The organism is Pseudomonas sp. C1C7 (assembly GCF_013359595.1).
Taxonomy (GTDB): domain Bacteria; phylum Pseudomonadota; class Gammaproteobacteria; order Pseudomonadales; family Pseudomonadaceae; genus Aquipseudomonas.
Genome location: NZ_JABFMP010000001.1, coordinates 125,860 through 149,572 on the forward strand (window position 1 = coordinate 125,860; position 23,713 = coordinate 149,572).

40 protein-coding genes are annotated in these 23,713 nt (G+C 59.3%); 18 read left to right on the forward strand and 22 right to left on the reverse strand.

Features of this window, described 5'->3' with window-relative positions; genetic code table 11:
- Window positions 1–19 precede the first annotated feature (19 nt).
- The 14 genes from HNO86_RS00645 to HNO86_RS00710 all read right to left on the reverse strand — a co-directional run bounded on the left by HNO86_RS00645 (window position 20) and on the right by HNO86_RS00710 (window position 7,468).
- Window positions 20–418, reverse strand: a complete 399-nt coding sequence (locus tag HNO86_RS00645) for an HNH endonuclease (protein WP_175375099.1) — start codon at window positions 416–418, stop codon at window positions 20–22.
- 2 nt (window positions 419–420) lie between these two features.
- Window positions 421–702, reverse strand: coding sequence for a phage holin family protein (locus HNO86_RS00650; RefSeq protein ID WP_175375100.1), 282 nt, complete (start codon window positions 700–702; stop codon window positions 421–423).
- On the reverse strand, window positions 702–1,079 hold the full coding sequence (locus HNO86_RS00655) for a putative holin (RefSeq protein WP_175375101.1): 378 nt from the start codon (window positions 1,077–1,079) through the stop codon (window positions 702–704). The genes HNO86_RS00650 and HNO86_RS00655 overlap by 1 nt, the downstream gene beginning before the upstream one ends.
- Window positions 1,080–1,237: 158 nt before the next feature.
- Window positions 1,238–1,801 carry a hypothetical protein gene (locus HNO86_RS00660; protein ID WP_175375102.1) on the reverse strand — a complete coding sequence of 188 codons (564 nt, stop codon included), beginning with the start codon at window positions 1,799–1,801 and terminating at the stop codon, window positions 1,238–1,240.
- Window positions 1,802–1,804: 3 nt separating this feature from the next.
- Window positions 1,805–2,122 carry a hypothetical protein gene (locus HNO86_RS00665; RefSeq protein WP_175375103.1) on the reverse strand — a complete coding sequence of 106 codons (318 nt, stop codon included), beginning with the start codon at window positions 2,120–2,122 and terminating at the stop codon, window positions 1,805–1,807.
- A 5-nt stretch (window positions 2,123–2,127) separates the two neighbouring features.
- A complete protein-coding gene (locus HNO86_RS00670) occupies window positions 2,128–3,420 on the reverse strand; it encodes a site-specific integrase (RefSeq protein ID WP_175375104.1) in 1,293 nt (430 codons plus the stop codon).
- Window positions 3,417–3,842, reverse strand: coding sequence for a VRR-NUC domain-containing protein (locus HNO86_RS00675; RefSeq protein ID WP_175375105.1), 426 nt, complete (start codon window positions 3,840–3,842; stop codon window positions 3,417–3,419). Before HNO86_RS00675 ends, HNO86_RS00670 begins: the two co-directional genes overlap by 4 nt.
- 118 nt (window positions 3,843–3,960) lie before the next feature.
- Window positions 3,961–4,263, reverse strand: a complete 303-nt coding sequence (locus tag HNO86_RS00680) for a nuclease domain-containing protein (RefSeq protein ID WP_175375106.1) — start codon at window positions 4,261–4,263, stop codon at window positions 3,961–3,963.
- Window positions 4,260–4,481: a DUF3310 domain-containing protein gene (locus HNO86_RS00685; RefSeq protein WP_020799046.1), complete on the reverse strand. Its 222-nt coding sequence runs from the start codon at window positions 4,479–4,481 to the stop codon at window positions 4,260–4,262. Before HNO86_RS00685 ends, HNO86_RS00680 begins: the two co-directional genes overlap by 4 nt.
- Window positions 4,478–5,134 (reverse strand): replication protein P, encoded by a 657-nt coding sequence (locus tag HNO86_RS00690; RefSeq protein ID WP_175375107.1) that lies wholly within the window; start codon window positions 5,132–5,134, stop codon window positions 4,478–4,480. Before HNO86_RS00690 ends, HNO86_RS00685 begins: the two co-directional genes overlap by 4 nt.
- Window positions 5,134–5,907, reverse strand: a complete 774-nt coding sequence (locus HNO86_RS00695) for a helix-turn-helix domain-containing protein (RefSeq protein WP_175375287.1) — start codon at window positions 5,905–5,907, stop codon at window positions 5,134–5,136. Before HNO86_RS00695 ends, HNO86_RS00690 begins: the two co-directional genes overlap by 1 nt.
- 11 nt (window positions 5,908–5,918) lie before the next feature.
- Window positions 5,919–6,662 (reverse strand): phage antirepressor KilAC domain-containing protein, encoded by a 744-nt coding sequence (locus HNO86_RS00700; protein WP_372242501.1) that lies wholly within the window; start codon window positions 6,660–6,662, stop codon window positions 5,919–5,921.
- A gap of 74 nt (window positions 6,663–6,736) precedes the next feature.
- On the reverse strand, window positions 6,737–7,159 hold the full coding sequence (locus tag HNO86_RS00705; protein ID WP_175375108.1) for a phage regulatory CII family protein: 423 nt from the start codon (window positions 7,157–7,159) through the stop codon (window positions 6,737–6,739).
- Window positions 7,160–7,231: 72 nt separating this feature from the next.
- Window positions 7,232–7,468: a hypothetical protein gene (locus tag HNO86_RS00710; protein ID WP_175375109.1), complete on the reverse strand. Its 237-nt coding sequence runs from the start codon at window positions 7,466–7,468 to the stop codon at window positions 7,232–7,234.
- A gap of 111 nt (window positions 7,469–7,579) precedes the next feature.
- On the opposite strand from HNO86_RS00710, the gene HNO86_RS00715 reads away from it, so the two are divergent.
- Window positions 7,580–8,425, forward strand: a complete 846-nt coding sequence (locus tag HNO86_RS00715; protein WP_175375289.1) for a S24 family peptidase — start codon at window positions 7,580–7,582, stop codon at window positions 8,423–8,425.
- Between the two features lie 48 nt (window positions 8,426–8,473).
- Here the strand turns inward: HNO86_RS00715 and HNO86_RS00720 are convergent, their stop codons facing one another.
- The 3 genes from HNO86_RS00720 to HNO86_RS00730 all read right to left on the reverse strand — a co-directional run bounded on the left by HNO86_RS00720 (window position 8,474) and on the right by HNO86_RS00730 (window position 9,859).
- Window positions 8,474–8,794 carry a DUF1654 domain-containing protein gene (locus tag HNO86_RS00720; RefSeq protein ID WP_175375110.1) on the reverse strand — a complete coding sequence of 107 codons (321 nt, stop codon included), beginning with the start codon at window positions 8,792–8,794 and terminating at the stop codon, window positions 8,474–8,476.
- A gap of 532 nt (window positions 8,795–9,326) precedes the next feature.
- On the reverse strand, window positions 9,327–9,551 hold the full coding sequence (locus HNO86_RS00725; RefSeq protein WP_175375111.1) for a hypothetical protein: 225 nt from the start codon (window positions 9,549–9,551) through the stop codon (window positions 9,327–9,329).
- A complete protein-coding gene (locus HNO86_RS00730) occupies window positions 9,548–9,859 on the reverse strand; it encodes a hypothetical protein (protein WP_175375112.1) in 312 nt (103 codons plus the stop codon). Before HNO86_RS00730 ends, HNO86_RS00725 begins: the two co-directional genes overlap by 4 nt.
- A 504-nt stretch (window positions 9,860–10,363) precedes the next feature.
- On the opposite strand from HNO86_RS00730, the gene HNO86_RS00735 reads away from it, so the two are divergent.
- From HNO86_RS00735 to HNO86_RS00745, 3 genes are all read left to right on the forward strand, one after another.
- A complete protein-coding gene (locus HNO86_RS00735; protein ID WP_175375113.1) occupies window positions 10,364–10,645 on the forward strand; it encodes a hypothetical protein in 282 nt (93 codons plus the stop codon).
- Complete coding sequence (locus tag HNO86_RS00740; protein ID WP_175375114.1) at window positions 10,642–10,956, forward strand: hypothetical protein; 315 nt, start codon at window positions 10,642–10,644, stop codon at window positions 10,954–10,956. Before HNO86_RS00735 ends, HNO86_RS00740 begins: the two co-directional genes overlap by 4 nt.
- 81 nt (window positions 10,957–11,037) lie before the next feature.
- Complete coding sequence (locus tag HNO86_RS00745; RefSeq protein WP_175375115.1) at window positions 11,038–11,361, forward strand: hypothetical protein; 324 nt, start codon at window positions 11,038–11,040, stop codon at window positions 11,359–11,361.
- A gap of 24 nt (window positions 11,362–11,385) precedes the next feature.
- Here HNO86_RS00745 and HNO86_RS00750 read toward each other — a convergent pair whose 3' ends face one another.
- Complete coding sequence (locus tag HNO86_RS00750; protein WP_175375116.1) at window positions 11,386–11,748, reverse strand: hypothetical protein; 363 nt, start codon at window positions 11,746–11,748, stop codon at window positions 11,386–11,388.
- Between the two features lie 105 nt (window positions 11,749–11,853).
- Between HNO86_RS00750 and HNO86_RS00755 the strand changes: the two genes are divergently transcribed.
- The gene (locus HNO86_RS00755) at window positions 11,854–12,255 is read left to right on the forward strand and encodes a hypothetical protein (RefSeq protein WP_175375117.1); all 402 of its coding nucleotides are present in this window, start codon (window positions 11,854–11,856) and stop codon (window positions 12,253–12,255) included.
- Window positions 12,256–12,298: 43 nt separating this feature from the next.
- Here the strand turns inward: HNO86_RS00755 and HNO86_RS00760 are convergent, their stop codons facing one another.
- Together HNO86_RS00760 and HNO86_RS00765 are read right to left on the reverse strand one after the other, a co-directional pair.
- The gene (locus HNO86_RS00760) at window positions 12,299–12,715 is read right to left on the reverse strand and encodes a hypothetical protein (RefSeq protein ID WP_175375118.1); all 417 of its coding nucleotides are present in this window, start codon (window positions 12,713–12,715) and stop codon (window positions 12,299–12,301) included.
- Complete coding sequence (locus HNO86_RS00765) at window positions 12,708–13,472, reverse strand: DUF4145 domain-containing protein (RefSeq protein ID WP_175375119.1); 765 nt, start codon at window positions 13,470–13,472, stop codon at window positions 12,708–12,710. Before HNO86_RS00765 ends, HNO86_RS00760 begins: the two co-directional genes overlap by 8 nt.
- Before the next feature lie 52 nt (window positions 13,473–13,524).
- Between HNO86_RS00765 and HNO86_RS00770 the strand changes: the two genes are divergently transcribed.
- A complete protein-coding gene (locus tag HNO86_RS00770; protein WP_175375120.1) occupies window positions 13,525–14,448 on the forward strand; it encodes a DNA cytosine methyltransferase in 924 nt (307 codons plus the stop codon).
- A gap of 81 nt (window positions 14,449–14,529) precedes the next feature.
- Here the strand turns inward: HNO86_RS00770 and HNO86_RS00775 are convergent, their stop codons facing one another.
- Window positions 14,530–14,766, reverse strand: coding sequence for a hypothetical protein (locus HNO86_RS00775; RefSeq protein ID WP_175375121.1), 237 nt, complete (start codon window positions 14,764–14,766; stop codon window positions 14,530–14,532).
- Window positions 14,767–14,853: 87 nt separating this feature from the next.
- On the opposite strand from HNO86_RS00775, the gene HNO86_RS00780 reads away from it, so the two are divergent.
- From HNO86_RS00780 to HNO86_RS00835, 12 genes are all read left to right on the forward strand, one after another.
- Window positions 14,854–15,348, forward strand: coding sequence for a DUF4406 domain-containing protein (locus HNO86_RS00780; RefSeq protein WP_175375122.1), 495 nt, complete (start codon window positions 14,854–14,856; stop codon window positions 15,346–15,348).
- Entirely contained in the window at window positions 15,345–15,983 is a 639-nt protein-coding gene (locus tag HNO86_RS00785; protein WP_175374990.1) for a hypothetical protein, read from the forward strand. Before HNO86_RS00780 ends, HNO86_RS00785 begins: the two co-directional genes overlap by 4 nt.
- A 45-nt stretch (window positions 15,984–16,028) precedes the next feature.
- A complete protein-coding gene (locus HNO86_RS00790) occupies window positions 16,029–16,451 on the forward strand; it encodes a hypothetical protein (protein WP_175375123.1) in 423 nt (140 codons plus the stop codon).
- Entirely contained in the window at window positions 16,451–17,110 is a 660-nt protein-coding gene (locus tag HNO86_RS00795; protein WP_175375124.1) for a hypothetical protein, read from the forward strand. The genes HNO86_RS00790 and HNO86_RS00795 overlap by 1 nt, the downstream gene beginning before the upstream one ends.
- Window positions 17,111–17,159: 49 nt before the next feature.
- Window positions 17,160–17,495 (forward strand): hypothetical protein, encoded by a 336-nt coding sequence (locus HNO86_RS00800; protein ID WP_175375125.1) that lies wholly within the window; start codon window positions 17,160–17,162, stop codon window positions 17,493–17,495.
- Entirely contained in the window at window positions 17,492–17,833 is a 342-nt protein-coding gene (locus HNO86_RS00805; RefSeq protein ID WP_175375126.1) for a hypothetical protein, read from the forward strand. Before HNO86_RS00800 ends, HNO86_RS00805 begins: the two co-directional genes overlap by 4 nt.
- A 412-nt stretch (window positions 17,834–18,245) precedes the next feature.
- The gene (locus tag HNO86_RS00810) at window positions 18,246–18,488 is read left to right on the forward strand and encodes an excisionase (RefSeq protein ID WP_028619149.1); all 243 of its coding nucleotides are present in this window, start codon (window positions 18,246–18,248) and stop codon (window positions 18,486–18,488) included.
- Entirely contained in the window at window positions 18,469–19,572 is a 1,104-nt protein-coding gene (locus tag HNO86_RS00815; protein ID WP_175375127.1) for a phage integrase Arm DNA-binding domain-containing protein, read from the forward strand. Before HNO86_RS00810 ends, HNO86_RS00815 begins: the two co-directional genes overlap by 20 nt.
- Before the next feature lie 50 nt (window positions 19,573–19,622).
- Complete coding sequence (locus HNO86_RS00820) at window positions 19,623–19,985, forward strand: ArsC family reductase (protein WP_175375128.1); 363 nt, start codon at window positions 19,623–19,625, stop codon at window positions 19,983–19,985.
- 32 nt (window positions 19,986–20,017) lie between these two features.
- The gene (gene dapD, locus HNO86_RS00825; RefSeq protein ID WP_175375129.1) at window positions 20,018–21,052 is read left to right on the forward strand and encodes a 2,3,4,5-tetrahydropyridine-2,6-dicarboxylate N-succinyltransferase; all 1,035 of its coding nucleotides are present in this window, start codon (window positions 20,018–20,020) and stop codon (window positions 21,050–21,052) included.
- A 135-nt stretch (window positions 21,053–21,187) separates the two neighbouring features.
- Complete coding sequence (locus HNO86_RS00830) at window positions 21,188–22,393, forward strand: aminotransferase class V-fold PLP-dependent enzyme (RefSeq protein WP_175375130.1); 1,206 nt, start codon at window positions 21,188–21,190, stop codon at window positions 22,391–22,393.
- On the forward strand, window positions 22,390–22,794 hold the full coding sequence (locus HNO86_RS00835) for a SufE family protein (RefSeq protein WP_175375131.1): 405 nt from the start codon (window positions 22,390–22,392) through the stop codon (window positions 22,792–22,794). The genes HNO86_RS00830 and HNO86_RS00835 overlap by 4 nt, the downstream gene beginning before the upstream one ends.
- Window positions 22,795–22,852: 58 nt before the next feature.
- Here the strand turns inward: HNO86_RS00835 and tcdA are convergent, their stop codons facing one another.
- Window positions 22,853–23,665, reverse strand: coding sequence for a tRNA cyclic N6-threonylcarbamoyladenosine(37) synthase TcdA (tcdA, locus tag HNO86_RS00840; protein WP_175375132.1), 813 nt, complete (start codon window positions 23,663–23,665; stop codon window positions 22,853–22,855).
- Between the last annotated feature and the right edge of the window lie 48 nt (window positions 23,666–23,713).

Sequence of the window (23,713 nt, forward strand, 5' to 3'; positions counted from 1 at the left end):
GGCACGCGATTGACGTGCTTCATCCTCTGCCGTGGCCGCCCCGTGCATTGCCCCAGCCGCCGTCCTCGCGTGCGGTCTTCGAGCTGTGACAGCTGTGGCACAGCGACTGCCAGTTGCTCCGATCCCAGAACAGGGCCATGTCACCCTTGTGAGGAACGATGTGATCTACGTCGGTAGCAGCAACCACCTCGCCACGCCTGTCATGCTCGGCGCACAACGGATGCTTGGCCAAGAAACCCTTGCTCGCCTTCTGCCACTTGTATCCGTAGCCTCGCTGGGTACTGCTCTCGCGCTGCCTCTCCACGCGCTTCGCCGCGAGTGACTTGGCCAGGTCAGCATGCTCATCACAGTAACGAGGGTTGCGCGTCAACGCCTTGCAGCCGAGCGCACTGCAGGGCTTCTTCGGTCGTAACGGCATGGTTATTCAACTCGAATGATGCGGGCCACATTGCCCTTGGCCCTGAACACCAGGACAGAGGCCAGGAAGTAGAACGCCGTGTTGAACCAGGATGCATCGGCGAAGTCGTGCTCTATCACCATCCGACCGACCAGGCTCACGCACTGCATGCCAGTGATGGCGCATGCTGCCCAAGCCATGATCGACACCGACAGCTTGTAGCGGGAGTCAGGAAATGGCCGGTAGCGGAGGCCGATCATGAAGAAGATCGACGCACAAAGCGCCGCTTGAACGATGGCAGCCATCAGGCGCCCTCCTTCCCGATAAACCGGCGAAATACCCATTGCAGCCATCGAGGCATCTCGCCGGTCTGAACCCACTCGAGCACACTGGAGAACAGGACCACGCAAAAGACGCCACAGACAAAGCCACTGAAACCGGCAGTTTTAGTCCATGCCCACCCCATCAGCTCCGCGCTACCGAAGTAGCCACCGATCCAGCCCGCGAGTAGATATCCGACTCGGCGCCAGGTGCTGATGTCCTTGGCGAACACCACGTAAAAGAATGCCCCGCCGAATGCCCCTACCAGAGCGGCAAGGTCAATCTGAGGGAAGGCAGCACCAAGGCCGACGCTGGCGACGACGCCGCTCACAGCAAGGGCGCCGGTGTTTGGCTCGGCCATAAGCACTGCTCCATGAACAAAAAAGCCCCGGCAAATGCCGAGGCTCTGAGAACGGTAGAAAGCAAAAAGCCCAGCGAGTGGCTGGGCTTTGGTGTCGTCTCTCATAACGCGCAAGATCGACATGATGGGGTTAATTTACGGCCAATTGGCCATCACGGTCAAGCGGCGTCTACGAAGATTTCTTCCAGATCGAAAATCTCGGTCGCGCGGATCACCGCAGCCTCTTCCAGTTGCTCCAGGCGCTTGTGAATTCCGCCGCGCCAGTTGCGGCGTGTGCGCTCCGGCGAGCCGGCCAGGTCCCAGGTGTTCATGTCGTAGAACTCGGCGGGCAGCACGATCATGTCGGTGGAGCGCTTGCCGGTCTGCACGCCCTTCAACTTTGGGATTGCCCAGGCAGTGAGCGCCTTGTAAACGAACAGCTCAGGCGCCGGCGACACCATGCGGGACACCAGGCGGCCGATGGCGGCGACCTTGTTGGCCTTGTGCGTCGAGTACTTCGCCACCAGAACATCCCACTGCGCCTGATCGAGTTGACGATGCAGGAGCGCGTAGAGACAGCAGTCGTAATCGAACTTGTCGCGCACTGACAACGTGCTGCCAGTGCCACCTGAGCGCAGATCGGCATCAATCAGCTTCTGCCATGACTGCTTCGTGCTGTTGTCGATGTTGTCGGCGGCCAGCACCCGCACCAGTGTGCTCATTACGTCTTTGTAGATGCCCATGACTCAATCCCCCCGGAAAGTCGTGCGGCCGGCGCCGCGCGTGTTGTCTTGTTGGTAGTGCCTGGCTTCAGCGCTGGTTGTCGAGCAGTCGAGCGCCTTCACCTTTGCAGCCAGGTTGCGAACCTTCAGACCGAGCTGAATCACCAGGTCCTGCATCAGCAACGGCTCCAGCGTCTCGGCATGAACGAACCCGGATGAGTGACAGCCGATGCATTCGAGTTGATGGAAGACTCCCTGGATCAGGCCAGCACCATTGCAGGAGGGGCACTCGGTAATCGGTATCAGGCAGCGCACAAAGGCGGGTCCATGCTGCTTTTTCATCATTTTTAAACCTCGCCATTAACAATGTTTGAATCTGCCTTGCAGCCCGCGTCGTTCGTGGCCTGCGCTGGGTTTTGCGAATCTTCATATTGGGCGTCTGTCAGGTTGTGGATCGCCTTGAAGCCGCGCTCATCTAACCAGTTGTGCCACTTCACCAAGGCGGCCAGACGCTGCTGGCGGGCCTGGGTATTGATGTAGGTCGAAGCGATCTTGCCCAGCGAATGATTGAGCAGCATCTCGCCGATATGGCCGTCGATGCCCAGATCGGTCCAGGCGGTGCGGGCCACCTTGCGCAGGTCGTGGCTGGTCCACTCACCCTGTCCGAGGCGGGTGAACACGGCGCTGGCCTGCCCCTCACTCAGGGCACGACCACGGCGCGACGGGAACAGGTAGATGCCCTCGTAGCCCTGGGCGATCTGCATCGCGCGGTACCGCGTGAGCAGCGCCTTCGCCTGAGCGGTCAACGGCAGGCGATGCTCGGTACGGGTCTTGGTGTGCTCGGCGGGAATGAACCACTCGGCATCGGCCAGGGAGATGTCAGACCAGCGCGCGACCCGCGTTTCGCCGACGCGAGTCCCGTGGCACAGCATCATCAAGGCCAGCATGGCTTCGCCCGGGCTTGAATTGAAATGGCCAGCCAGCATGGGCACCACGTCGACCAGGTGCACACCGCGCAGCCGGGCAGGCTTGGGCATGATCCGGGCTTTGGTGAAGTCGACGAACTTCAGCGCAGCCATCGGGTTGCTGTCGATCAGGCCCAGCTTGTGCGCCTGGCGGAACGCGACCACCAGCAGCCCGAACAACTGGCGGACATAGGACAGCGACAGCACTTCCTGCGCCGGCCACATCAGCAGCTTGTCCAGCTCCGGAGCGGTCAGCTCGCGAATCGGCAGATCGTCCAGCCGGGGTTTCAGGTGGCAGGCGATGGCCGACTTGGCGCCGGTCTTGCGCTTGGCCGACAGCGAGCGGTCGCGGGCCATGCGTTCGCCGTACCATTCCAGCAACTGGCCCACAGTGGCGAGCCCGCCCAGGGCAATGGCAGCGGACGGATCGCGCAGCAAGCGCTGACGTAACGCCGGCAGTTCGGCCAGCACCGCGGCCGCGCCCAGCTCCGGATAGCGCGCGATCTGCTTCCACGCTTTGCCCTTGACCAGATACCAGGACCCGCGCTGCCGATCCTGGCCGAAACGCAGGTACAGGCCGGGGTGACGCGGATCGCGCAGGTCGTGCACGACCGGGTCGGCAGCCTGCCGGCGGATCTCGGCGTCGGTGAACTTCACAGCGCGCGTCTTACTCATGCGGCCACCACTGTAGGAGCAAGCCGCAAGTAGGCGCGGATCTGCTCCATTGCGTCGAAGTGGCCACGGCAGACAATGGCGAGGTAGCCCTGGGCGCTAAGCTTGCGAATCCACGTGTGCTGGCTGTCCGAGACGGCGGCATCGTGCGGCGGTGTGGCTTTGAATTCGATGTACAGGCCGAAGTAGCCACCGCGCGCCATCGGCAGGACCAGGTCCAGAACACCGGCCTTCACGCCCTGGGCTTTCAACTTCGCAGCAACCGCCTTGACCCGGTGCCCACCGTTCGGGACGTGGTAAATCAGGTCGGCCACTTCCGGAAGGCAGATGCGAAGCTCGGTCATCAGCGCGGCCTGCTCCAGGCCTTCGCGATCAACTGGCTTGGCCCGGGCGGTCTTCAGTTTGAACAACTTCGGGCTCGACATTTTCACTTGCCGTTACCCCGCACCAGCCGCTCGCGACGGCTCAACCGGCGAATGCCCTCGATGCAGCCGCCGAAGGTGACGAGCAGAAAGGCGAACCAGAGGTGAACCAAGATTTCGCTCATGCTGCCCCCTTCACGGCGAGAATACCGGCCCGGATCAAGGCCTCATGTGTTTCGGCAATCGCACGCGGCATGTCCGACCAATCCACTTCACCGCCGGCGCGGCCGTCAATGACGTCGTGGCAGGCGCTGCAGGCGTACACCGCGACGGTATCGAATCCCTTCATGCCCATGCCCTTCTGCCCGCACGGCAAATGTGCGAGCACAGTGGTAGAAGGGTCGAAGTTGCAGGTGCCGTGGATGCGGACAGTGCAGTCCTGGCCGTTGGCCGAGGCGCGGAGTTTCTTGGAGGCGACCTTCATTCTGGGTCCCTCGCCTTCTGTTCGAGCTCGATCAGCAACTCAAGGAAGTGCTTGGCCTTCTCCAGATCGGCGATGCCGCCCTTGTCGCGCCAGCGGGTGACGTACTTGATCACACTGCCTTCGGCGAAGGGGATGCCATTGGCATGGATGTATTCGATCGGCTGGATCTTGAGCGACTTGTAATGGCCGCCAGAAACCTGTTTTGCGAGTGCACTCATTGGATTGCTCCGGCGCGACGGGCGCGTAATTCGGCCAAGGCCTTGTTTCCGACTTCGGGGGTACGGCGCCCTTCCGCTCGAGCAGGAAGCGCCAAGGGCATTTTTTGCAGAGGCAGACCATCAACCAGGCGGCGAACCGTGATCACGTAATTGCGCTCGAACAGCTTCTTGGCCAAAGAGGTTTCGAGGCGGTTAAGGTTTTCGAACCCCGCCTCTTTCGCCGTGTGCCATACCGCGTCGTGGGACCAGGTGGCTTGGCCAGCCATCGATGGGTGAGCATTGCGGCATGCTTCGCGGAACGCGGCCTCGAGTGGAGGGATGCCAAGCATTTCCGGTGTGGGCTGGCACAGGCCAATGAACTTGCCGACGCTCGGCGCAAAGTCAGAGCCGACCTTCCGGCACTGCTCGATGCCGAAGCGGATCTGCTCGATTTTCGTGATGCGTTCGGCCATGAAGGCCTTGGTCCACGTCGCCTTGGCGGCGTTGATCGCCTCCTGATCCGGCCACGCCTGTTTCCATGCGGGGAAGATCGCCATCAGCTCGCGGAACAGGGCGTTGATCACCTGCACGGTCCCGGTATCGGCCTTGAGCGGAACAACTTCAGCGGATGGGACGTTGGGTAGCGTTTGCAACATGCTCGAAACAGGTTTCATCACAGACCTCCCAGGTCATCGCCCCAGCTTGTGTCGTTGAAGTCGGGCTCTTGTCCGCGCCCAGCGGCCTGAACGCGCTCACGCTTAACCCACTGCACCAAGCGGTAGCACCAGCCGGCAGCGGAATCCAGGGTGTTCGGCTTGGCGCAGTGGAACCCTTTGAACTTGCGGATGGCTTCGTCGGGAACGCAGTCAGCGGGTAGCCCTGCGATTGCAATCTGGTCGGACAAAGCCTTGGTCGGAGGAACCCAGGCGGCAAACATGGCGAAGCGTTGGTTTGCCGCTGGGCATTCGGCAGCGGCCTGCTCTTGCAGCTCGATTTCGTCAGCCAACTCGCGCTGCAGCTGCTCTTCGGTTACCTGATGGTTAAGTGATGGATTGGGTGCAGATTCTGCACCCCGTTCTGTTCCAGGCTGCACCCCGTTCTGTTGTGAGTTGCACCCCGTTGCGTCATCTGCACCCCGTTTTGTACGGGGTGCAGGATTTGCACCCCGCGCTAGCTGAAGGTCGTAAACGACTGGGCGGCGGTCATGACGATCGATGTGGACGGCGGCAATGGCTTGATTGCCCTTCTGGATCAGACCGGACTTCTCCAGATCGTCCAGCTTGTAGCGCACGGTGCGTTCGGAAAGACCGGTGTCTTGCGCCAGTGTCGAGGCGGATGGAAAGGCGCCAGCGCCGTTGGAGCCGGCATAGTTGGCAAGGCACAGCAGCACGTGACGCGCGCTGGAGTCTTTCAGTGATTCGGTGGGCAGAGAGAGCGCCCAGGACATTGCTTGAACACTCACAGCGAGGCTCCGATATTCTTTTCGGCCAGGTAGGCAAGGCCTTTCGGTGTTACGAGAGGCTGGAAGGCAGCGCGGTCTGCACCGGTCTCAGGGTCGCTTTTCAGTGCGGTGACCTTGTGGACCAGGTAGCCGGAAGTGATTCGCGGTTGGTAGGCAGTCCAACGCTTGGAGCCGCCGCGATGGAAGATCCACCGGTTCTTTTCAAGCCATTTGAATAGCTTCGAGGGCGGCACCTGTAGTTGTTTGGCGGCATCGCTGATGCAGATCGCTCCGCCGGCAGAGGCGAGTCGTTTGATCGCTGCGACCTTCGGTTCTTGGTCCAGGATCACCAAACGAAGCGACTGGTTTTCCTTTGCCTGATCAGCAGCAGCTTGTAGTGCTTCGGCATAGGTCGCCGGGATCTGGAATTGATCCGCCCTCGCCTCCAGTTCCTGCCAGCGATCGATGATCTTGGCGCGCAGCTCGACGCTGTATCCGGAGACGACCACCAGGGTGTCGCGCTGGGAAAGCAGGAACTCACGATAGACCTGACCGTTCTGCGCATGGACATAGGGGGTGTCGTTTGAAGAAACGACACCCTTGGCGACGTAAGCGCGGATGGTTTTCAGAACATTGTCGTGCGTGCTGCCGGTGAGCTCGGCAATCTCGCGAGACGACATGGTGTGTCGCGACACGTTTTTCTCTTGACGGAAAAGTGTCGCGACATGACGGGTATTGCCGGGGGTAGCGATCGTGTTCATAATGGCCCCTCAAGTGTTTTGTGTTTTGCTGTTGAAGAAGCCGGGTTGCAGCCCGGCTTTTTTGTGCCTGCGTTTCAGGCGACCTTTACCGACTCTTCCATCACGCTCAGTTCGTGGCGCACGTGATCGATTTCTTTCCGGATAGCCTGCTTCTCGATTTGGGTAACGCGGCCGTCATCAAGCGCGCTGTGCACAGCCAGGGTCAGATCCGCGATCTCTTTTCCGACGTTCATCATCGAAGCCGTGAGTGCCTTCGGCGCCGGAGCTTCCTTTTTCACCAGGTCGAAACCGAACTGATCAGCCAAGGCGGCGAGCGGACGCATATCGCCGGTGTGCAGGAGGATTCCGAACAGGTGCTCGATGGTCAGGTGATGGGCATCGTTGTCAGGGTTGGCACGCTGCAGCAGGCTGACGTGCGGGACACCCATCTGACCGGCCAGTACCTTCGCTTCGTTGTCCAGGACCGCGCTTTGGCAAGCCCGCAGAAATTCGTCCATTCGTAAAACCTCTGTTTTGTTTCAGTGGCTGCTTGCCACCACAGGTTGCAAAATGTTTCTCAGGGATAAAGATCAGGCCGCGCCGCGAAGTACCTTGTGAGCGAGATCTACAAGGTCGGGCCGTAGTCCTGCGATGGTGATCTCGCCTTCTGAAGCGTCCTGAAGACGCTCGGCAAGATCGGCAGAAGCTTTGCGATGACCGCCAGCAAGCTGCCAAAGGTGTCCGACAGTCGTCTTCGCAGCGTCAGCAACGGCTTGACGTCGGTCGGCGGTAGCGTTGGCGAGCCAATCGCGCAAGTGGTCATTCATAGGGATTCTCCTAAACGTAGAAGAAATTTAGCTTAGGGCTAATATCAGAGCAAGGAATATTTAGCTGTGGGCACATTTAGCATTGAGCTAAAGAATGGCATTCTTGCCCGCATGGATATCTATGCGATTCGCAAGCGCCAACTGATCACACTGATCGGCGATCAAAAGAAAGGCGCCTGCGCCGAGCGCTGGGGGATGGCGCCTGCACATCTCAGTCAAATCCTTTCGGATAAGACCGCCAAGAACTTGGGCGACGATGTTGCTCGCCGAATTGAGTTGGTTGAGAAGTTGCCGCGCGGCTGGTTTGACTCTCTACCGAACACTGATGAGTCGATCAGTCCTTCGAATGAAATCAGTGTCGCGCCCACGGCTGAGCCAAATTCATCAGCCGCTGATCAAGTGAAATTGATGCTCGCAAAGGTAAAGGGCCTCACGACGGAGGCGCGGGACCGGATTGTCGCTGCCGCTGAGGAACCAGATGATGGCGTGTCCCATCAACTATCTGCGAGTCTCGCAACACTGCGTCCTACCAACGAAGAGATCGTCATTCCCCAATACGACATTCGTGCAGCAATGGGCCACGGGCAGGTCCCGCCTGAATACACGGAGGTTGTTCGAAATCTAGTGGTGCGTGAAGAAATCTTGCGCGAGAAAGGCATCACCTACACGTCCAAGACATCTCTAGGAATGATCAACGGGTGGGGCCAAAGCATGGAAGGCACCATTAATGACAAGGATTTGGTCATTGTTGATAAGGGCGTAAGGGATTTTATCGGCGAGGGAATCTACGTATTGACCTGGCACAACGAGCTTTATATCAAGCGGGTTATGCGCCTGGACGAAGAAAATTACCGTCTGATCTCTGACAATCCTCTCTATGAAAACCAGACAGCTCGGATCGACGATGTGACCATTCATGCTAAGGTCCTGCTGATCTGGAATGCCAGAAAAGCCTGACGGACCGCCCAGGTCAAAGCCCGCCATTGAGCGGGCTTTTTTCGCCCGTCAGAAAGGAGTCAGCTCTTCCACCGCATCAAATTCTTCATGAGCCTCAACGCGCGGATCTTCATCCGCTGGGGCTTCCCATCTAAGAGTGACGGACTCGTCCTCGTCGTTGAAGGTCATTTCGATACTGTCCACTTCGGCGAGAGCGCTCATCACCTCATCCCATTCCCTATCTCCGTCGGTATCGAGCCGATGGATCGTCGCCCACTTCCGATCCTGAGCTATTGGGTGGTTGATCATGTTCGAAACCCTGATGGTCAGGCGCTCAACTCCCGACATTGGCTTTGACTCTTGCGGCTTTTTCTTCTGGGGGCTTGCCATCGGTCACTCCTTGATAACTGGATGTACGTACAGTATTTAGGAATATTAGCTTGATGCTAATACAGGCGTAAAGACCGTTCAGAAATTTCCTGCCAATTGACCCACCGAATGAAATATTTCACCCAACGCTAAATTATTTAGCTTCAAGCTATTGACTGATCTTTAGCTCATGGCTAAATTTACCTCAACGCCAGCGAACAGGGCGCCAGCAGCGAAAGCCGCGCCGCTCTTTAACAATCTGATGGACGCCGAGCTGGCCGATGCATAGCCAGCGGACGTACCGCGCAACGGTACGCAGCGATTCGATCTCATGTCGGCGCTGGGCATAGGAGACCTCATTCGGAGGGCGTAGCTGGCGAGGCTGCGCGGTGATGAGTAAGCGTTTGGCTTTGGGGCCTTGACCCCGTGTCGCGCCGAAAGACATCGACGGGAAAGCGACCGTTGGCCTATGCAAGGAGTAGAGATTACCTGTCCGCTAACAGCGGGCAGGATGCTCTCCACATAATCCTGTCGCAGGGGTATGTGGAGAGCATTATTTGCGGCGATTTGACCCAGGCGCCCCGCCTGGAACAGGTCGCCTCGGAGTTCTAAAGCCGGAAAGGGAATGGATTTCTTCGCGCTTGATACGTTGTTCCATGGCTTGAATTTCAAGGAAAAGACCGCCGCCCTTACCTGGTGGCATATCTGCCAGATCGCGCTGCATTTTTTTGAGCACTCGCTTGAGTCGATTAATTAGCTCAGCGTGCGTCTCCGTCATTTATGTCGCCCTCCACCCGGCGCGCCACCATGAAACACCTGGGTCTTGGCGTAAAGAGTGTCACCTTCGCCCGGCTTGTAACGGGTCTTCCGCTCATTGCGACATCCTTCACACATGATGGGAGGGTTTACCCAGTCAGCTCTATAACTGAACTTGGTTGTTTTACAAAAGCGACAGTTTTTGACGAGCCATCCAGTTTTCGATTCCGGTGGCTTGGGTTCTACATAGGGCGTTCGAGTTGGAGATGGGCTTGCCATTTCCATAGCGTTCTTCAGCTTCATCAATACGGCAAGGTTCTTCGGATCCATGGCTACAGCCTCTGATTTCACCTGGATCCGAGATTAGCAGCGGCATTACGCCAGCACCACCCTGAACAACCAGCGCCACGTCAGCCTGACGATAACTGCCCGAGGCCCTGGTACTCCCCAGCACCAGGCCGCATCGGAGTGTGATCGGATGAGCTGCAAGCAAACAGCGGGGTGGCCACCTCGACGCCCGGTATAGGGGTCGATTGCCCAGCCCTCACGATCACACTCCGATGCGGACGATCCTGCACCGCGCAATGCGGCCCCCTGCATAGGACCGGAAAGAAATTGCACCTTTCCGGAATAGTTTTTCCACTCCCACCGAGGGCTACCGCCATGAAATAGACCATGACCCGAAATCACTGCATCTGTGAAAGGCCCGAACGTCCAACGGGCCTTTCTTTTGCCCCGCCTTTATCCGTCAGCACTCTCCCCTGCGCCCAACGGCAGCCAGCAGGCGGTCCCGAGTGCTGACGAATACACGCAACCCACACCGAGGGATCAGCCATGCACCAACTGATGCAGCAACGCGCCGCCGGGCTCGAAGCCTTGCGTACTCGCGCAATCGTCGCCACCGCCGAGTTCTACTCCATGATCGGCAAGGAGCAGCCTGTGCCAGAGATTCGCTTCCAGGTTCAATCGAAGGGCAACGCCTTCCATATCGTCGAGCGCTCCACCGGCAAGGTGAAGGGCTTTCGCTGGACGTGGAAAGACGCCATCAACTTCGCCCAGGTACTCGAGGCTCGCGCCGACGGCATCAAGGTCGCACTGTCGGGTGAACGGAAATGATCGGCCAGCCAATGCCCAACCCCCGCGACTCAATCATCGCCACCCTGAACCAGCAGCTGGATCACTACTTCGGCGCCGGCAAGTCCGTGCAGGAAATTGCCCCGGGCGTTACCGGGGTCAAGGATCTGATCTTCGGCACCTCGCACAGCAACAAGCTGCGCATCGAGCGCAACAAGCAGGCACCTCGACTCAAGGAACTGGCCGACGCCGGCATGACGGTCATTCAGGCAGCCAAAGAAATGGGCATGGAAACCAAGCGCGCCAGACTCATCGCCCGCGAGAACGACATCAAATTCCCGGGGCCACCGTGAGGCGCATCAACAACCAGGTGCGCCAGCGCCGACGACAGACCTGGCTGGATATTCCGGCCAGTGGAATAGAAGAGGTAGGCCATGGCCAAGAGCAACGCAGAATTGCAGAAAGACAAGCGCGCCAAGGAGAAGGCGTTGCTCGAGCGGATCGGCGCCGAGAAGCGCACGCTGATTGTTTCGAAAGCGCTCGATGACGCGTTGCAAGTCCTTGGCGAGCGCCACGGCTTCGATGAATGGCAGGAAACGGTGTCGACGTTTTTGATTAACCTGGCCGCCGCGCCCGCCGAAGACTCTGACCGCTTCGCAAACATGTCACGACCGAAATTCGTAACAACCGAAAAGCAGTCGCAGCAGTTGGAAGAAGCAGGTCGAACTCAGGCGCGGCTAGATAGGGGCGAAGAATAGAAAGCGCACGGCGATACAAATGAGTTAGCCGATAGTCGCAGCATAGGCCGCTACGGCGAACAACCCCTCAATCACAGTTGCTGCATTGGCTGATCTCTCAATGTAGGTCCAAATGCTTGAACCTTTCAGGGCCTCTATGCGCTCAGACGTTTGCTCATTTGGGATGACCTGCAGCGCACGAATCACTCTGACTACTTCCTCTGCAGGGGTGTCCTCAGGAAGGCCTAGGCTTTGAGCGAGACTTGGGGTATCCCGCTCCTCGAAGAGAGTACGGCCGCGCGTCATCACAACGTCGTCCATTTCAACCTCGAGATTTGAACCCTTACGCAGGGACACGCCGACATCTGTATCGATCATTCGGATGTTGGTCATTATGAGTTTAGCCACTTTCGCTCCTTGATCCGGCCCCATGCCGGTCACCCCGTAATACCCCAACCCAAACCAAATTGCCACCACCGGTCACGGAGGGCGGCGCCTGCATTGGAGAACACCATGAGCCACAACTGCGCATACGTCCGGCAGCACTATCAGGTGCCCGCCGAAGTAGGCCGCCGCGTTATCGCCTACGGAAAGCCCGGTGTCATCCTGGCGGATCGCGGCCACTACATCGGCGTGGTGCTGGACGAAGACCCGAAGAAGCGGATCAGCAACTACCACCCGACACACGAAATGCAGTACGGCGAGATGGCCGAGACGCTGCCGCTGAAAGAGTGGCTAGTCCTGCCGTTCAAGCATGACTGGGAAGATCTCGAGTGGAACCGGGAAGCCCGCGAAGATCTGGTGCGGGTATGGGCAGCCACCCGAAGCCAGGCCAAATACAAGGCCTATGAGCGGCTTCAGGATTACTGCCACAGCATCAGGGCGATGCTTCACTTCAAGGTTCGGCGCGCCTGAGCTGCGCTCGCCAAACTTTCACATTCGGCGAATGCACGCGAATTCAGTCTTTCCGGCGACTGAACCAACATTGCAGCTCATCCACTACCGTGGAAAGCTGGAGCTGGTCGTCGATGGAAAGCTGGCGGGCCTTAATGAGGAACAACCCTTCTCTATGCGGATCCTCGAGCCCATCTGTCTTCATCAACTGATCGAGCTGCTTGATCCATATGCTTGAGCTCTCGTCAAACAGTGATCTGTCGAATCGATCCAAGCCCTGACGACATTCGAAAAAAGCTGTAGCGATTGACTGATCCTCACCTTGTGGGTGAGGAAGCATCAACACCGAGCGGGCAGAGGCAAACTTCTCTGCTGCATAGCTGTAAGACATCATTTCTCCTTTCCGGCTCCATGCCGGGCCGAACACAAATACCCCACTTAACCCATTCACGCCAGCCAATTGAGTTCCGATTTTATCCAAGCCCTAATCTATGGAGCCTACTGACTGGCCCTTTACGATCATTAATCGCGGCAGCCAACTCCTTGAGCTGCTTTCTCTTGTCACCATAAATTTCCTCCAAAAGAAACTCCATAATTTCAAGAGCATGCAAAGCATCTTCGAACTCAATTTCACTTCCCGGATGGCTGCCATGATTGCCGATCCATCTAATAGCGTTAAACAGCTCTTTTGTAGACTTCTGATCTTCGGGAAGCAAATTTATACGATTGCTAAAATATATTGGCTTGTCATCTTTTTTATCTGGAATGCCGAGCTTTGTCAGTATTAATTCAGCAGCGACACGAACACTATTGCAACAGGCTGCCGGGCTTGTGAAATACAAGGAAGACGCCGTAGCCAGCGGTGTTATCACCTCATGCGGGGAGTTGGCCGCATAATCAATCAATTGAAGTGGCGGGTGAAAATATGTCGGACTATAGAAAGTCGTCCAAGTGCTCACCCACCCCCCGTCCTCATCGATATCATGGTCGATATCCACAACACCATTTCCGACCATAAATACCAGCTCATTACATGTCGAACATTTCAGGGTGCAGTTAAATATCAATACAACATATTCATGATCCCACCATTCCTCTCCATGCTGAACCTTCGACGCCTCGGTTTCTTGGGAGTTGAACTCGCCCGACAGTCGCAATACACCGTTATAACAATGAGGACATTTGTATAAAAAAATATTGCCCTGTGTAAACGCCCCTTTAAGTACTTCCTTATTCATTACCGCGACTCATTGATCCATGGTTTTTTGATCATAGCGCCGAGGACTCACCATGCCCACAGCAATCGATTTGTTCGCCGGCCTCGGCGGATGGTCCACCGGTGCCCGCAATGCCGGCATCGACGTTATCTGGGCCGCCAACCACTGGCCGGTAGCCGTTGAGTGGCACAGCGCCAATCACCCGGAAGCGATCCACATCTGCCAAGACCTGCACCAGGCGGATTGGTCGAAGGTTCCATCCCACGACATCATGCTGGCTTCACCGTGCTGCCAGGGTCACTCGAAAGCCCGCGGCAAGAAGTCCGGCAACGCGCAGCACGACGCATCCCGCTCGACAGCGTGGGCTGTGGTGTCGGCCGCCGAGTTTCATCGGCCGGAAGTAGTGCTGGTGGAAAATGTCGAAGAATTTACGGACTGGGCACTGTACCCGGCGTGGTCGCAGGCCATGGCCGCCTTGGGCTACATGATCGCGCCCCATCTCGTCGACTGCGCAGATCTCGGCGTGCCCCAGCACCGTGTCCGCCTGTTCCTGGTCTGCACCAGAAGCAAGTCGCCGCTGATGCTCGAGCTGCATCGGCGCCAGCATGTGCCCGCCGCCAGCTTCCTCGAATTCGATGCAGGTAAGTGGTCACCCATCGAGAAACCAGGCCGGGCCCAGGCCACCTTGGACCGAGTGCGCAACGGGCGGGAACGCTTCGGCGATCACTTCATCATGCCCTACTACGGCAAAGGCTCGGGGCTGACCGGACGAGACATCAACCGCCCGATCGGCACCATCACCACCCTTGACCGCTGGGCACTGGTACGCGGCAACGAGATGAGGATGCTGTCCGCGAATGAGGCTTTGGCAGCCATGTCGTTCCCCGCCGACACGAAGCGACCGGACAATCACCGGCTGACCATGCACATGGCCGGCAATGCGGTGCCGCCACTGGCTGGCCAGCGAATCATCGAAGCGCTGAAAGCAGCCGCATAACCCACCCTCCACCGCCCGGGCATGCCCCGGCATAGGACGTCCAGCACGCATAAACCAACTGATTTAGCGGCGTGGCAGCGGCTAATAATACATAAGCCTGGCTGCAATATTGGCATCGATTAGCGGGGTGGTGCCGCTGCCCTGTTGATCCGCTATCCAGCGCCGTACCAGATAAACATCAAACTTCCAGACGTGCTGTTGAAGCAATTCAATCGCTGCCCCGGTAATACGGTAGTGCCCACAGTCAGGGCACGAATACTCCTCACTGTCCGGCAGCAATATTGGCGCAACGCTCCTACCGCAGATGTAGCAGCTCATCGTGACCCTCCAGCCCGTAATCGCTGAAATTTAGCTGATTCCAAATCCACCTTCCACTGGCCGGGAATGCCCCGGATAGGACGCCGCATGCTCACAGAAAGCCGCAACCACCCGGATGATCGCCACGCCATCGAGAACCTGCATCAGCAGCACTCCGAACGCTTTTCGGATCAGCTCATTGCGTTCCAGGACCAGGCCTATGCGATGGGCATGAACCGCGGCGCGCAGTTGGCCAAAGGTGGCGTCACCCTCGCCGCCACCCGCGCCAACCGTCTGTATCTGGCCGGGCCCATGACCGGCTTCGAAGACTTCAACTTCCCCGCCTTCAACAAGATGGCCGCCGACCTGCGCGCCCGGGGCTACCTGGTCGAGAACCCGGCCGAGCACGGCGTCGTCGAGAATGCCGATTGGGCCGACTACATGGCCTACGACCTGACCCGCCTGGGCCTGTGCGGAATGGTGGCAGTGCTGCCCGGCTGGGAAAACTCAAAAGGCGCCCGGCTCGAAGTGCACATTGCCCGCGAGCTCGGCATGACGGTTGTGAATGCCCATGATCTGGTATCGATGGAGATTGCAGGATGAACAATCAATGGAAGCTGGTACCGGTTGAGCCCACCCGGGAGATGCTTGTAGCGGCGCTTAAAACAAATGGCGCATGCCCAATCTACGCCGCCATGCTCGCCTCAGCGCCTGTTGCGCCGCAATCTGTGGCTGAGCCGGCAGGCTATCTGCACACGATGCATTACGAGTCAGGCTCCCATCGCGCCCTGTCATCCTATGAAAGCTCAGAGTTTGTTTTCGGATTGCCTGATGTCGACTACGACAAATCGTTTCGTGTCAGCGTAGAGCCTCTCTATACCCGCCTAGATGCGGGCGAGGTTGCACGACTCACCGCCGAGCGTGACGCCCTGCAGCTGCGCCTGAACGCAGCGGATCAGCGAATTGATGAGCTGACCGTGCCCGCCGGCTACTGCCTCATGCCGACCAGGCTGACTGCCGAGAACGGCGCCAAAGACCTGCTGCTTGGTGAGTTCAGGCTGGAAGTCACGACTGAATGCCCCGAATGTCGCGAACATGAAGAACCCATGGAAGGCTGTGAGATCTGCGACGGCGAGGGAGAATACGGCCAGCGGCACATGATCCCGTGGGACAAAATCAAATTCATCTACAGCGAGGCCGTAAAGGGCCTGGCGATAAAGCCGAACACCCCGCGGTAACTCCCCCCCTTCAAAGTCAGCCGCTATAGCGGCAAGGACGAAGTCATGTCTGAAGAAAAGAAGCACACAGGGCCAGATCACTTTCGCTACGTCGACTCCATCGGTCCGGAAGGCGTGACGATCGTCTGCCGAAAATACGTTGTGATCCGGGAAAGCGAACACTGCTACTGGATCGTTCCCGAAGGCTCGGAAGGTTGGGCGCGTGCACGGCAGGCTGCTACAGGCAAGACCTTCAAGGATGCGAAGCGGGTATCGAAGGATTCGTGGCGGCGATTTGCTTACCCAGAGAAAGAAAAAGCTCTCGCCTCCTACCGGGCTCGCAAGCGGCACCAGCTCAGCCACGCCGAACTCGCCCTTGAGCGTGCGAAAGCGGTTCTCGCTGACATCAAGGACATTGAAGCGATCAACGACGAGCACCTGTGCTCGGGCGGCGACTACATCAAACAGCTGAACTGGACGGACTACTGATGACCATTTCACCACAACCGAAGGAACGGCCGATCCTGTTCTCGGCCCCGATGGTGCGCGCCATTCTGGAAGGCAGGAAGACGGTCACGCGGCGGCCGGTGAAGGCAGCAAAAGCGCACGCAGACGGCTTCCTCATGCTCGACCACGGTAAAGGCTGGCGGCCCTACAACATGTTCGGTGATTCCGAAGTCGACAGCGAAGGCATGGAATACCCGATCGCCTGCCCCTACGGAAAGTCCGGCGACCGCCTGTGGGTGCGCGAGACCTGCTTCATCAATGACTTTCGCGAAGCGGCCGTGCCGGTGGACGAGCGCGCGGAATGCGAAATCATCTACCGGGCCGATGGCATCCCTGACTGGGAAGGCGAAGAAGTGCTGATCAGTTGGCGCCCCTCTATCCACATGCCGCGCTGGGCCAGCCGCATCCTGCTGGAGATCACCGACGTGCGCGTCGAGCGGCTGCAGGATATTAGCCGAGCAGACATCCGCGCCGAAGGCCTTCAGTGCCCGCCCGAACTGGCCAGTGATGACGTGTCACCGAATTACCGCGACTGGTTCCCGGCAGCATGGCGTGAGCTGTGGGAGTCCATCAACGGCGCCGACTCCTGGAGCGCCAACCCCTGGGTCTGGGTCGTCGAGTTCAAACGGGTGACGCCATGATCGCCCTCGCCTGGTTCGCCTACGTGTACTGCTACAAGGGGATGAAGTGATGGCCGAACAAAACACCAAAGAATTTTACTCTGCCGCGCAAGCCTCTCAGCATGCCGTTGAGTGGTGCAAGCGCCATCCGGCATGGCGCCGGATCTGTGATATCCCGGATATCTCCGTATTTGAAAAAACCTACGATGAGATTCCAAAACGCGAGCGCGCCTACTGGGACAAGAACGGCGGCGAAGAATGCTGGCGAGAATTCGGCACCGGAGGAACCAAGGTGCCTACTGGGTTCATATCTGGAAAGGGCGAGTTTTTCGACAGCGTCCTCAAAGTGCCACTCCATCACAACCTGATGATGGTGTTCCGCGTGGGCAGGAGTTGGAAGCCATGAGCTCGCCCCCGCTGATCAGCAGCCAGCGATATCTGAACCGCGATGTCATTGCCAGAAAGGCTGCCACGTTCAAGGTCTTCGTGGTCAGGGCCGTGACCATGGAGATTCGCGGCAAGCACTACCGCGTTCTACTGGATGGTCACCATAACCTGGCAGCCGCCCGCCTCGTCGGCGTAGAGCCAACCTGGAAAGGACCGCCGCCAAAGTTTGAACGGATCATGAGGCGCATGTCAGCTGACAGCTTTGCCGCTTTCATGATCAACAACCTGACCGACAGCGACTGGTACTTCCACGATACCGGCGAAGTGGTTGCTGACCTGCTCGCACCACAACTCTAACCCCTACCCCACACAAGAGCCTGCCGGTGTACGGCGGGCGAGGAACTCTGCATGCCCAAAGTTATGCGATCGGTCGCAGACCCAAGTGCGGAACACGGCTTTCGAATCGAGCCTGCGACATATGAGCAGGCCGAAAAGGTGGCCGGGTTCCGACTTGATCGACGGCGCAAATACTGGATTACCGAGGATGGCGAGGTCGAGGAAGAAGGCGTTGTGACATTGGCGTGTAGCGGGTGTGGCTGCGGATGTGAGGGTGGATGCGGTTGCGGCCCATCGTCGGGATGCAGCGAGTGCGGCTACACCGGCAAACGGCGCTTTTACTTCGGTTACCCCGCGCAATCGCCCGAGCAACGAAAAGAATTCCGACACCTATAACCACCTTCTACCGCCACGCGCGGCATGGAGCATCATCATGGCAAAAGTCACCCTGGATGAATGGGCGGCGGCCGAGTTCAAAACGCCGCCAAGCCCCAACACCCTGCGCAAATGGGCGCGAGAAGGCCGGATCGCTCCGGTACCGGTCAAGCACGGTCGCAACTACTATGTAGAATCCGACGCCCACTATCAGGAACCTGACCAGCAACCCGTCCGGATCGTCGGTGGCAGCCTGATCAGCAGAATAGAGAGAGCACGCAATGGCGCCCAGGCCGCGTAATATCGGGTCAAAGGATCTTCCGCCTAATCTCTACCGCAAGACTGACGCCCGCAACGGCGTCACCTATTACACGTACCGCGACCCGATCACTGGTCGCGTGTTCGGCCTGGGCAAAGATAAGGAGGCGGCCATTCGTGAGGCCGTCGCCGCGAACCACGCCGACTCAATCAAGCCAACCCTCACCGAACGGATCAGCACCCCGGCGCCAGCGCCGGGCAAGCTGTTCTCCGAATGGCTGGTGGAATACCGTGATCTATTCGCAGAGCGCAAGTTGTCTGCCAGCAGCAACAAAAACGTGGGCATGCGGATTAACCGCCTGGAATCGGTGTTTGGTTCGCAGGGGATCAAGGACATCACAACGATGGATGTGGCCGACTACCTGACCGGAATGGCCAAAGAAGGAAAGGCGCAGATGGCCCGGGCAATGCGCTCGCTATTGCGAGACGTATTCGTCGAAGCCATGGCCAGGGGCTGGGTGGACGCCAATCCGGTCGAGGTGACCAAGGCGGCGCGGGTGAACATCAAGCGCGAGCGGCTGACACTGGAGCTGTGGAAGGCAATATACGAAGAAGCCGAGAAGCCGTGGCTGCGCAGGGCAATGGAGCTGGCGGTGCTCACCGGCCAGCGCCGAGACGATATCGCCTCGATGCTCTTCAAGGATGTGCATGACGGCTTCCTGCACGTAGTGCAGTCCAAAACCGGCGCACGGCTGCGGATCAGCACCGGCATCCGGCTTGAGTCGGTCGGGTTAGAGCTGGCTCAGGTGGTCAAACAATGCCGCGATAGCGTTCTGTCACAACACCTGGTGCATCATGCGCAGGCCCCGGGGCGGGCCAAAGCTGGCCAGCCCGTGGTGTTGGACACATTGAGCTCTGCTTTTGCCGAAGCTCGTGACAAGGCTGGCGCGAAGCTGGGGATAACTTTTGGCCGGCAGCCACCGTCCTTCCATGAACAACGGTCGCTCGCCGCACGTCTGCACGAAGTCGAAGGCCGTGATGCACAGAAACTACTCGGTCACCGTTCGGCCAGCATGACTGATCTGTACCGCGACAGCCGAGGCGCGGAATGGATCGACGTGGCATAATCGACGGCTGAGTTTTGTGGGAATATTGGGGAGATTTTGGGGAATGAAATATGCCCAATGAAAACAAGCACTTACAGCTTTACGGTATCAAAGCCTGCGACACCATGAAGAAGGCGCGCACCTGGCTCGATGAACACGCTGTCAGCTATGACTTTCATGATTACAAGGCGGTCGGCATCGACCGTGAACACCTGACCCAATGGTGCAACGAGCACGGCTGGGAAACGGTGTTGAACCGTGCAGGCACGACCTTTCGCAAGCTCGATGACGAACGCAAAGCCGATCTCGACCAGTCGAAAGCCATCGAACTGATGCTCGCACAACCTTCGATGATCAAGCGCCCGGTGCTCGATCTCGGTGACCGAACCCTGATTGGCTTCAAGCCAGATATCTACGCGGCCGCGCTCAAGTAAGCAGCCCGTTTCAATTTGTTAGAGGTATCAACATGTCCACTACCCTGTTCAGCCTGGCCTTCGGTGTCGGCACTCAAAACCGTCAAGGCGCCTGGCTGGAAGTGTTCTACGCACAGCCACTGCTCAACCCGTCGGCCGAACTGGTCGCGGCCATCGCCCCGATCCTGGGCTACAGCGAAGGCAACCAGGCCATCACGTTCACCAACGCCCAGGCCGCGCAACTGGCTGAAGTGGTCAAAGGTGTCGACGCCGCACAAGCTGCCCTGCTGACTCGTCTGGCCGAGAGCCACAAGCCGCTGGTCGCCACCCTGCTGGCCGAAGACGCCCAGCTGTCGTCGACCCCTGAGGCGTACCTCAAGCTGCACCTGCTGTCCCACCGTCTGGTCAAGCCGCATGGCCTGAACCTGGCCGGTATCTTCCCGTTGCTGCCGAACGTGGCCTGGACCAGCCAGGGCGCCGTTGATTTGAGCGAACTGGCCGAACTGCAACTCGAAGCTCGCCTGCGCGGCGAGCTGCTGGAAGTGTTCTCGGTGGACAAGTTCCCGAAAATGACCGACTACGTGGTGCCGGCCGGCGTGCGTATCGCTGACGCCGCGCGTCTGCGCCTGGGCGCCTACGTGGGCGAGGGCACCACCGTGATGCACGAAGGTTTCATCAACTTCAACGCCGGCACCGAAGGCCCGGGCATGATCGAAGGCCGCGTTTCGGCGGGCGTCTTCGTCGGCAAGGGTTCGGACCTGGGCGGCGGCTGCTCGACCATGGGCACCCTGTCGGGTGGCGGCAACATCGTGATCAAGGTCGGCGAAGGCTGCCTGATCGGCGCCAACGCCGGTATCGGCATCCCGCTGGGCGACCGCAACACGGTTGAGTCGGGCCTGTACGTGACCGCTGGCACCAAGGTGGCGCTGCTGGATGAGAACAACCAGCTGGTCAAAGTGGTCAAGGCGCGTGAGCTGGCCGGTCAGACCGACCTGCTGTTCCGCCGCAATTCGGAAACCGGCGCCGTGGAATGCAAGACCCACAAGTCGGCCATCGAACTGAACGAAGCGCTGCACGCTCACAACTAAGGGCAGCGTCACACGTTATCTGTAGGAGCAGAGCTTGCTCGCGAAGAGGCCAGTGCGGCCGCCAAAACCTTCGCGGGCAAGCCTCGCTCCTACGGGTCAAGCATCCCCCGCCCATGTTCGACAGGGCCCGATAGCATGATGATTCTCTCCCCCTGGCGCGCCGACTTTCCGGCCATCGCCGCACTGCAACGGCAAGCCCAGACCTATCTGGACAACGCCGCCACCACGCAAAAACCCCAAGCCCTGCTCGACGCCCTGGCGCATTACTACGCCAATGGCGCCGCTAACGTGCATCGCGCGCAACACCTGCCGGGCGCCCACGCCACCCAGGCGTTCGAAGACAGCCGGCACAAGGCCGCGCAATGGCTCAATGCCGGTGACAGCGGGCAGATCATCTTTACCCACGGCGCGACCTCTGCGCTGAACCTCCTGGCCTATGGCCTGGAATCTCTATTCCAACCGGGCGATGAAATTGTCATCAGCGCCCTGGAGCATCACGCCAACCTGCTGCCCTGGCAGCAACTGGCCCATCGTCGCGACCTGAAACTGGTGGTGCTGCCACTGGATGCCTTTGGTGTGATCGACCTCGACGCGGCCAGCCAATTGATCGGCCCGCGCACCCGCCTGCTGGCGGTCAGTCAGTTGTCCAATGTGATTGGCGCCTGGCAGCCGTTGCCCGCGTTGCTGGCGATGGCCAAGGCCCATGGCGCGCTGACCGTCATCGATGGCGCCCAGGGCGTGGTCCATGGCCGTCATGACGTGCAGGCGCTGGGTTGCGATTTCTATGTGTTCTCCAGTCACAAGCTCTACGGCCCCGATGGCCTGGGCGTGTTGTTCGGGCGCAACGAAGCCCTGCAGCAACTGCGTCCCTGGCAGTTCGGCGGCGAGATGGTGCTGGACGCCAACTACCAGGACGCACGCTTTCGTCCGGCGCCGCTGGGTTTCGAGGCGGGCACACCGCCGGTTTCCAGCGTCATCGGCCTGGGCGCGACCCTGGATTACCTGAGCAATCTGGATCAGCACGCCGTTTGCGCCCATGAAGCGGCGCTGCATGACTGCCTGCTCAAGGGCCTGCAATCTCGCACGGGCGTCCGCCTGCTGGGCAAGCCGCAAGTGGCGCTGGCCAGTTTTACCGTCGAGGGTGTGCATAACTCGGATTTGGCGCACCTGCTGACCGAGCAAGGCATTGCCGTCCGCGCCGGTCACCACTGCGCCATGCCGCTGCTCAAAAGCTACGAGCTGGCCGGGGCGATTCGGGTGTCGCTGGCGCTGTACAACGATTCCGAAGATCTGGAACGCTTCTTCAGCGCACTGGACCAGGCGCTGGAGCTGCTGCGATGAACCTGCCTGCCGACGCCGTGGCTGCGCTGCAAGCCTTTCAGAACCTGCCGGGCTGGGAACAACGGGCTCGCTTGTTGATGCAATGGGGCGAGCGCCTGCCGGCGTTGAGTGATGTGGATAAAGTCGACGCCAACCGCGTGCATGGCTGCGAGAGCCAGGTGTGGCTGGTGGGCGAGTTGCAGGACGGCCACTGGCAGTTCCGGGCCGTTAGCGATGCGCGGTTGATTCGTGGGTTGGTGGCGTTGCTGCTGGCGCGGGTCAACGGATTGTCGGCGGCCGAGTTGCAGCAGGTGGATTTGCCCGGGTGGTTCGAGCAGCTTGGGCTGTCGCGGCAGTTGTCGCCGTCGCGCAGTAATGGCTTGAACGCCGTGCTTCAGCGGATGCGTGAACTGGCTGGTTGATCCCTGCAAAATTCCCGTGTAGGAGCTGCCGAAGGCTGCTCCTACAGGGGAAACCGCGTCAGGTTTGGGGTTTGATGCGATCCGCCGGCCGCCGCACGCCCGCCACGATCTTGTCCACAGCCTTGGTCGCCGCGACCATGCCGAACGTCGCCGTGACCATCATCACCGCGCCAAATCCCCCGGCGCAGTCCAGCTTCACGCCATCTCCGACAAAACTCTTCTGCAAGCAGATGCTGCCGTCCGGTTTCGGGTAGCGCAGCTGTTCGGTGGAGAACACGCACGGCACGCTGTAATGGCGGGTCACGGTGCGGGAGAAGCCGTAGTCACGGCGCAAGGTGGAGCGCACTTTGGAGGCCAGCGGGTCGTTGAAGGTGCGGTTCAGGTCGCAGACCTGGATCAGCGTCGGATCGATCTGCCCGCCCGCGCCGCCGGTGGTGATGATCTGGATCTTGCGCCGCTTGCACCAGGCGATCAGCGCCGCCTTGGCGTTGACGCTGTCGATGCAGTCGATCACGCAGTCGATGTTGGGCGTGATGTACTCGGCCATGGTGTCGCGGGTCACGAAATCGGCGACCGCATGCACCTTGCAATCCGGGTTGATCCCGCGCAGCCGCTCGGCCATGACCTCGACCTTGGGTTTGCCGACGGTGCTGTCCAGTGCGTGCAACTGGCGGTTGGCGTTGCTGACGCAGACGTCGTCCAGGTCAAACAGGGAAATCTCGCCCACTCCGCTGCGGGCCATGGCTTCCGCCGCCCAGGAACCGACGCCGCCGACGCCGACGATCGCCACATGGGCCGCACGCAGGCGTTCCAGCCCTTCGATCCCGTACAAACGGGCGATGCCAGCAAACCGCGGATCTTCTGTACTCATGACCATCACCTCAAAAACCGGCGCGCATTATAGGGCTTCGCAGCTGCA

What these genes read in the sequence shown, in the direction of transcription:
- HNO86_RS00645 (WP_175375099.1), bottom strand. Translation starts at nt 418, where the DNA reads ATGCCGTTACGACCGAAGAAGCCCTGCAGTGCGCTCGGCTGCAAGGCG.
- HNO86_RS00650 (WP_175375100.1), bottom strand. Translation starts at nt 702, where the DNA reads ATGGCTGCCATCGTTCAAGCGGCGCTTTGTGCGTCGATCTTCTTCATG.
- HNO86_RS00655 (WP_175375101.1), bottom strand. Translation starts at nt 1,079, where the DNA reads ATGGCCGAGCCAAACACCGGCGCCCTTGCTGTGAGCGGCGTCGTCGCC.
- HNO86_RS00660 (WP_175375102.1), bottom strand. Translation starts at nt 1,801, where the DNA reads ATGGGCATCTACAAAGACGTAATGAGCACACTGGTGCGGGTGCTGGCC.
- HNO86_RS00665 (WP_175375103.1), bottom strand. Translation starts at nt 2,122, where the DNA reads ATGAAAAAGCAGCATGGACCCGCCTTTGTGCGCTGCCTGATACCGATT.
- HNO86_RS00670 (WP_175375104.1), bottom strand. Translation starts at nt 3,420, where the DNA reads ATGAGTAAGACGCGCGCTGTGAAGTTCACCGACGCCGAGATCCGCCGG.
- HNO86_RS00675 (WP_175375105.1), bottom strand. Translation starts at nt 3,842, where the DNA reads ATGTCGAGCCCGAAGTTGTTCAAACTGAAGACCGCCCGGGCCAAGCCA.
- HNO86_RS00680 (WP_175375106.1), bottom strand. Translation starts at nt 4,263, where the DNA reads ATGAAGGTCGCCTCCAAGAAACTCCGCGCCTCGGCCAACGGCCAGGAC.
- HNO86_RS00685 (WP_020799046.1), bottom strand. Translation starts at nt 4,481, where the DNA reads ATGAGTGCACTCGCAAAACAGGTTTCTGGCGGCCATTACAAGTCGCTC.
- HNO86_RS00690 (WP_175375107.1), bottom strand. Translation starts at nt 5,134, where the DNA reads ATGAAACCTGTTTCGAGCATGTTGCAAACGCTACCCAACGTCCCATCC.
- HNO86_RS00695 (WP_175375287.1), bottom strand. Translation starts at nt 5,907, where the DNA reads ATGTCCTGGGCGCTCTCTCTGCCCACCGAATCACTGAAAGACTCCAGC.
- HNO86_RS00700 (WP_372242501.1), bottom strand. Translation starts at nt 6,662, where the DNA reads ATGAACACGATCGCTACCCCCGGCAATACCCGTCATGTCGCGACACTT.
- HNO86_RS00705 (WP_175375108.1), bottom strand. Translation starts at nt 7,159, where the DNA reads ATGGACGAATTTCTGCGGGCTTGCCAAAGCGCGGTCCTGGACAACGAA.
- HNO86_RS00710 (WP_175375109.1), bottom strand. Translation starts at nt 7,468, where the DNA reads ATGAATGACCACTTGCGCGATTGGCTCGCCAACGCTACCGCCGACCGA.
- HNO86_RS00715 (WP_175375289.1), top strand. Translation starts at nt 7,580, where the DNA reads ATGGATATCTATGCGATTCGCAAGCGCCAACTGATCACACTGATCGGC.
- HNO86_RS00720 (WP_175375110.1), bottom strand. Translation starts at nt 8,794, where the DNA reads ATGGCAAGCCCCCAGAAGAAAAAGCCGCAAGAGTCAAAGCCAATGTCG.
- HNO86_RS00725 (WP_175375111.1), bottom strand. Translation starts at nt 9,551, where the DNA reads ATGACGGAGACGCACGCTGAGCTAATTAATCGACTCAAGCGAGTGCTC.
- HNO86_RS00730 (WP_175375112.1), bottom strand. Translation starts at nt 9,859, where the DNA reads ATGGATCCGAAGAACCTTGCCGTATTGATGAAGCTGAAGAACGCTATG.
- HNO86_RS00735 (WP_175375113.1), top strand. Translation starts at nt 10,364, where the DNA reads ATGCACCAACTGATGCAGCAACGCGCCGCCGGGCTCGAAGCCTTGCGT.
- HNO86_RS00740 (WP_175375114.1), top strand. Translation starts at nt 10,642, where the DNA reads ATGATCGGCCAGCCAATGCCCAACCCCCGCGACTCAATCATCGCCACC.
- HNO86_RS00745 (WP_175375115.1), top strand. Translation starts at nt 11,038, where the DNA reads ATGGCCAAGAGCAACGCAGAATTGCAGAAAGACAAGCGCGCCAAGGAG.
- HNO86_RS00755 (WP_175375117.1), top strand. Translation starts at nt 11,854, where the DNA reads ATGAGCCACAACTGCGCATACGTCCGGCAGCACTATCAGGTGCCCGCC.
- HNO86_RS00765 (WP_175375119.1), bottom strand. Translation starts at nt 13,472, where the DNA reads ATGAATAAGGAAGTACTTAAAGGGGCGTTTACACAGGGCAATATTTTT.
- HNO86_RS00770 (WP_175375120.1), top strand. Translation starts at nt 13,525, where the DNA reads ATGCCCACAGCAATCGATTTGTTCGCCGGCCTCGGCGGATGGTCCACC.
- HNO86_RS00775 (WP_175375121.1), bottom strand. Translation starts at nt 14,766, where the DNA reads ATGAGCTGCTACATCTGCGGTAGGAGCGTTGCGCCAATATTGCTGCCG.
- HNO86_RS00780 (WP_175375122.1), top strand. Translation starts at nt 14,854, where the DNA reads ATGCTCACAGAAAGCCGCAACCACCCGGATGATCGCCACGCCATCGAG.
- HNO86_RS00785 (WP_175374990.1), top strand. Translation starts at nt 15,345, where the DNA reads ATGAACAATCAATGGAAGCTGGTACCGGTTGAGCCCACCCGGGAGATG.
- HNO86_RS00790 (WP_175375123.1), top strand. Translation starts at nt 16,029, where the DNA reads ATGTCTGAAGAAAAGAAGCACACAGGGCCAGATCACTTTCGCTACGTC.
- HNO86_RS00795 (WP_175375124.1), top strand. Translation starts at nt 16,451, where the DNA reads ATGACCATTTCACCACAACCGAAGGAACGGCCGATCCTGTTCTCGGCC.
- HNO86_RS00800 (WP_175375125.1), top strand. Translation starts at nt 17,160, where the DNA reads ATGGCCGAACAAAACACCAAAGAATTTTACTCTGCCGCGCAAGCCTCT.
- HNO86_RS00805 (WP_175375126.1), top strand. Translation starts at nt 17,492, where the DNA reads ATGAGCTCGCCCCCGCTGATCAGCAGCCAGCGATATCTGAACCGCGAT.
- HNO86_RS00810 (WP_028619149.1), top strand. Translation starts at nt 18,246, where the DNA reads ATGGCAAAAGTCACCCTGGATGAATGGGCGGCGGCCGAGTTCAAAACG.
- HNO86_RS00815 (WP_175375127.1), top strand. Translation starts at nt 18,469, where the DNA reads ATGGCGCCCAGGCCGCGTAATATCGGGTCAAAGGATCTTCCGCCTAAT.
- HNO86_RS00820 (WP_175375128.1), top strand. Translation starts at nt 19,623, where the DNA reads ATGCCCAATGAAAACAAGCACTTACAGCTTTACGGTATCAAAGCCTGC.
- dapD (WP_175375129.1), top strand. Translation starts at nt 20,018, where the DNA reads ATGTCCACTACCCTGTTCAGCCTGGCCTTCGGTGTCGGCACTCAAAAC.
- HNO86_RS00830 (WP_175375130.1), top strand. Translation starts at nt 21,188, where the DNA reads ATGATGATTCTCTCCCCCTGGCGCGCCGACTTTCCGGCCATCGCCGCA.
- HNO86_RS00835 (WP_175375131.1), top strand. Translation starts at nt 22,390, where the DNA reads ATGAACCTGCCTGCCGACGCCGTGGCTGCGCTGCAAGCCTTTCAGAAC.
- tcdA (WP_175375132.1), bottom strand. Translation starts at nt 23,665, where the DNA reads ATGAGTACAGAAGATCCGCGGTTTGCTGGCATCGCCCGTTTGTACGGG.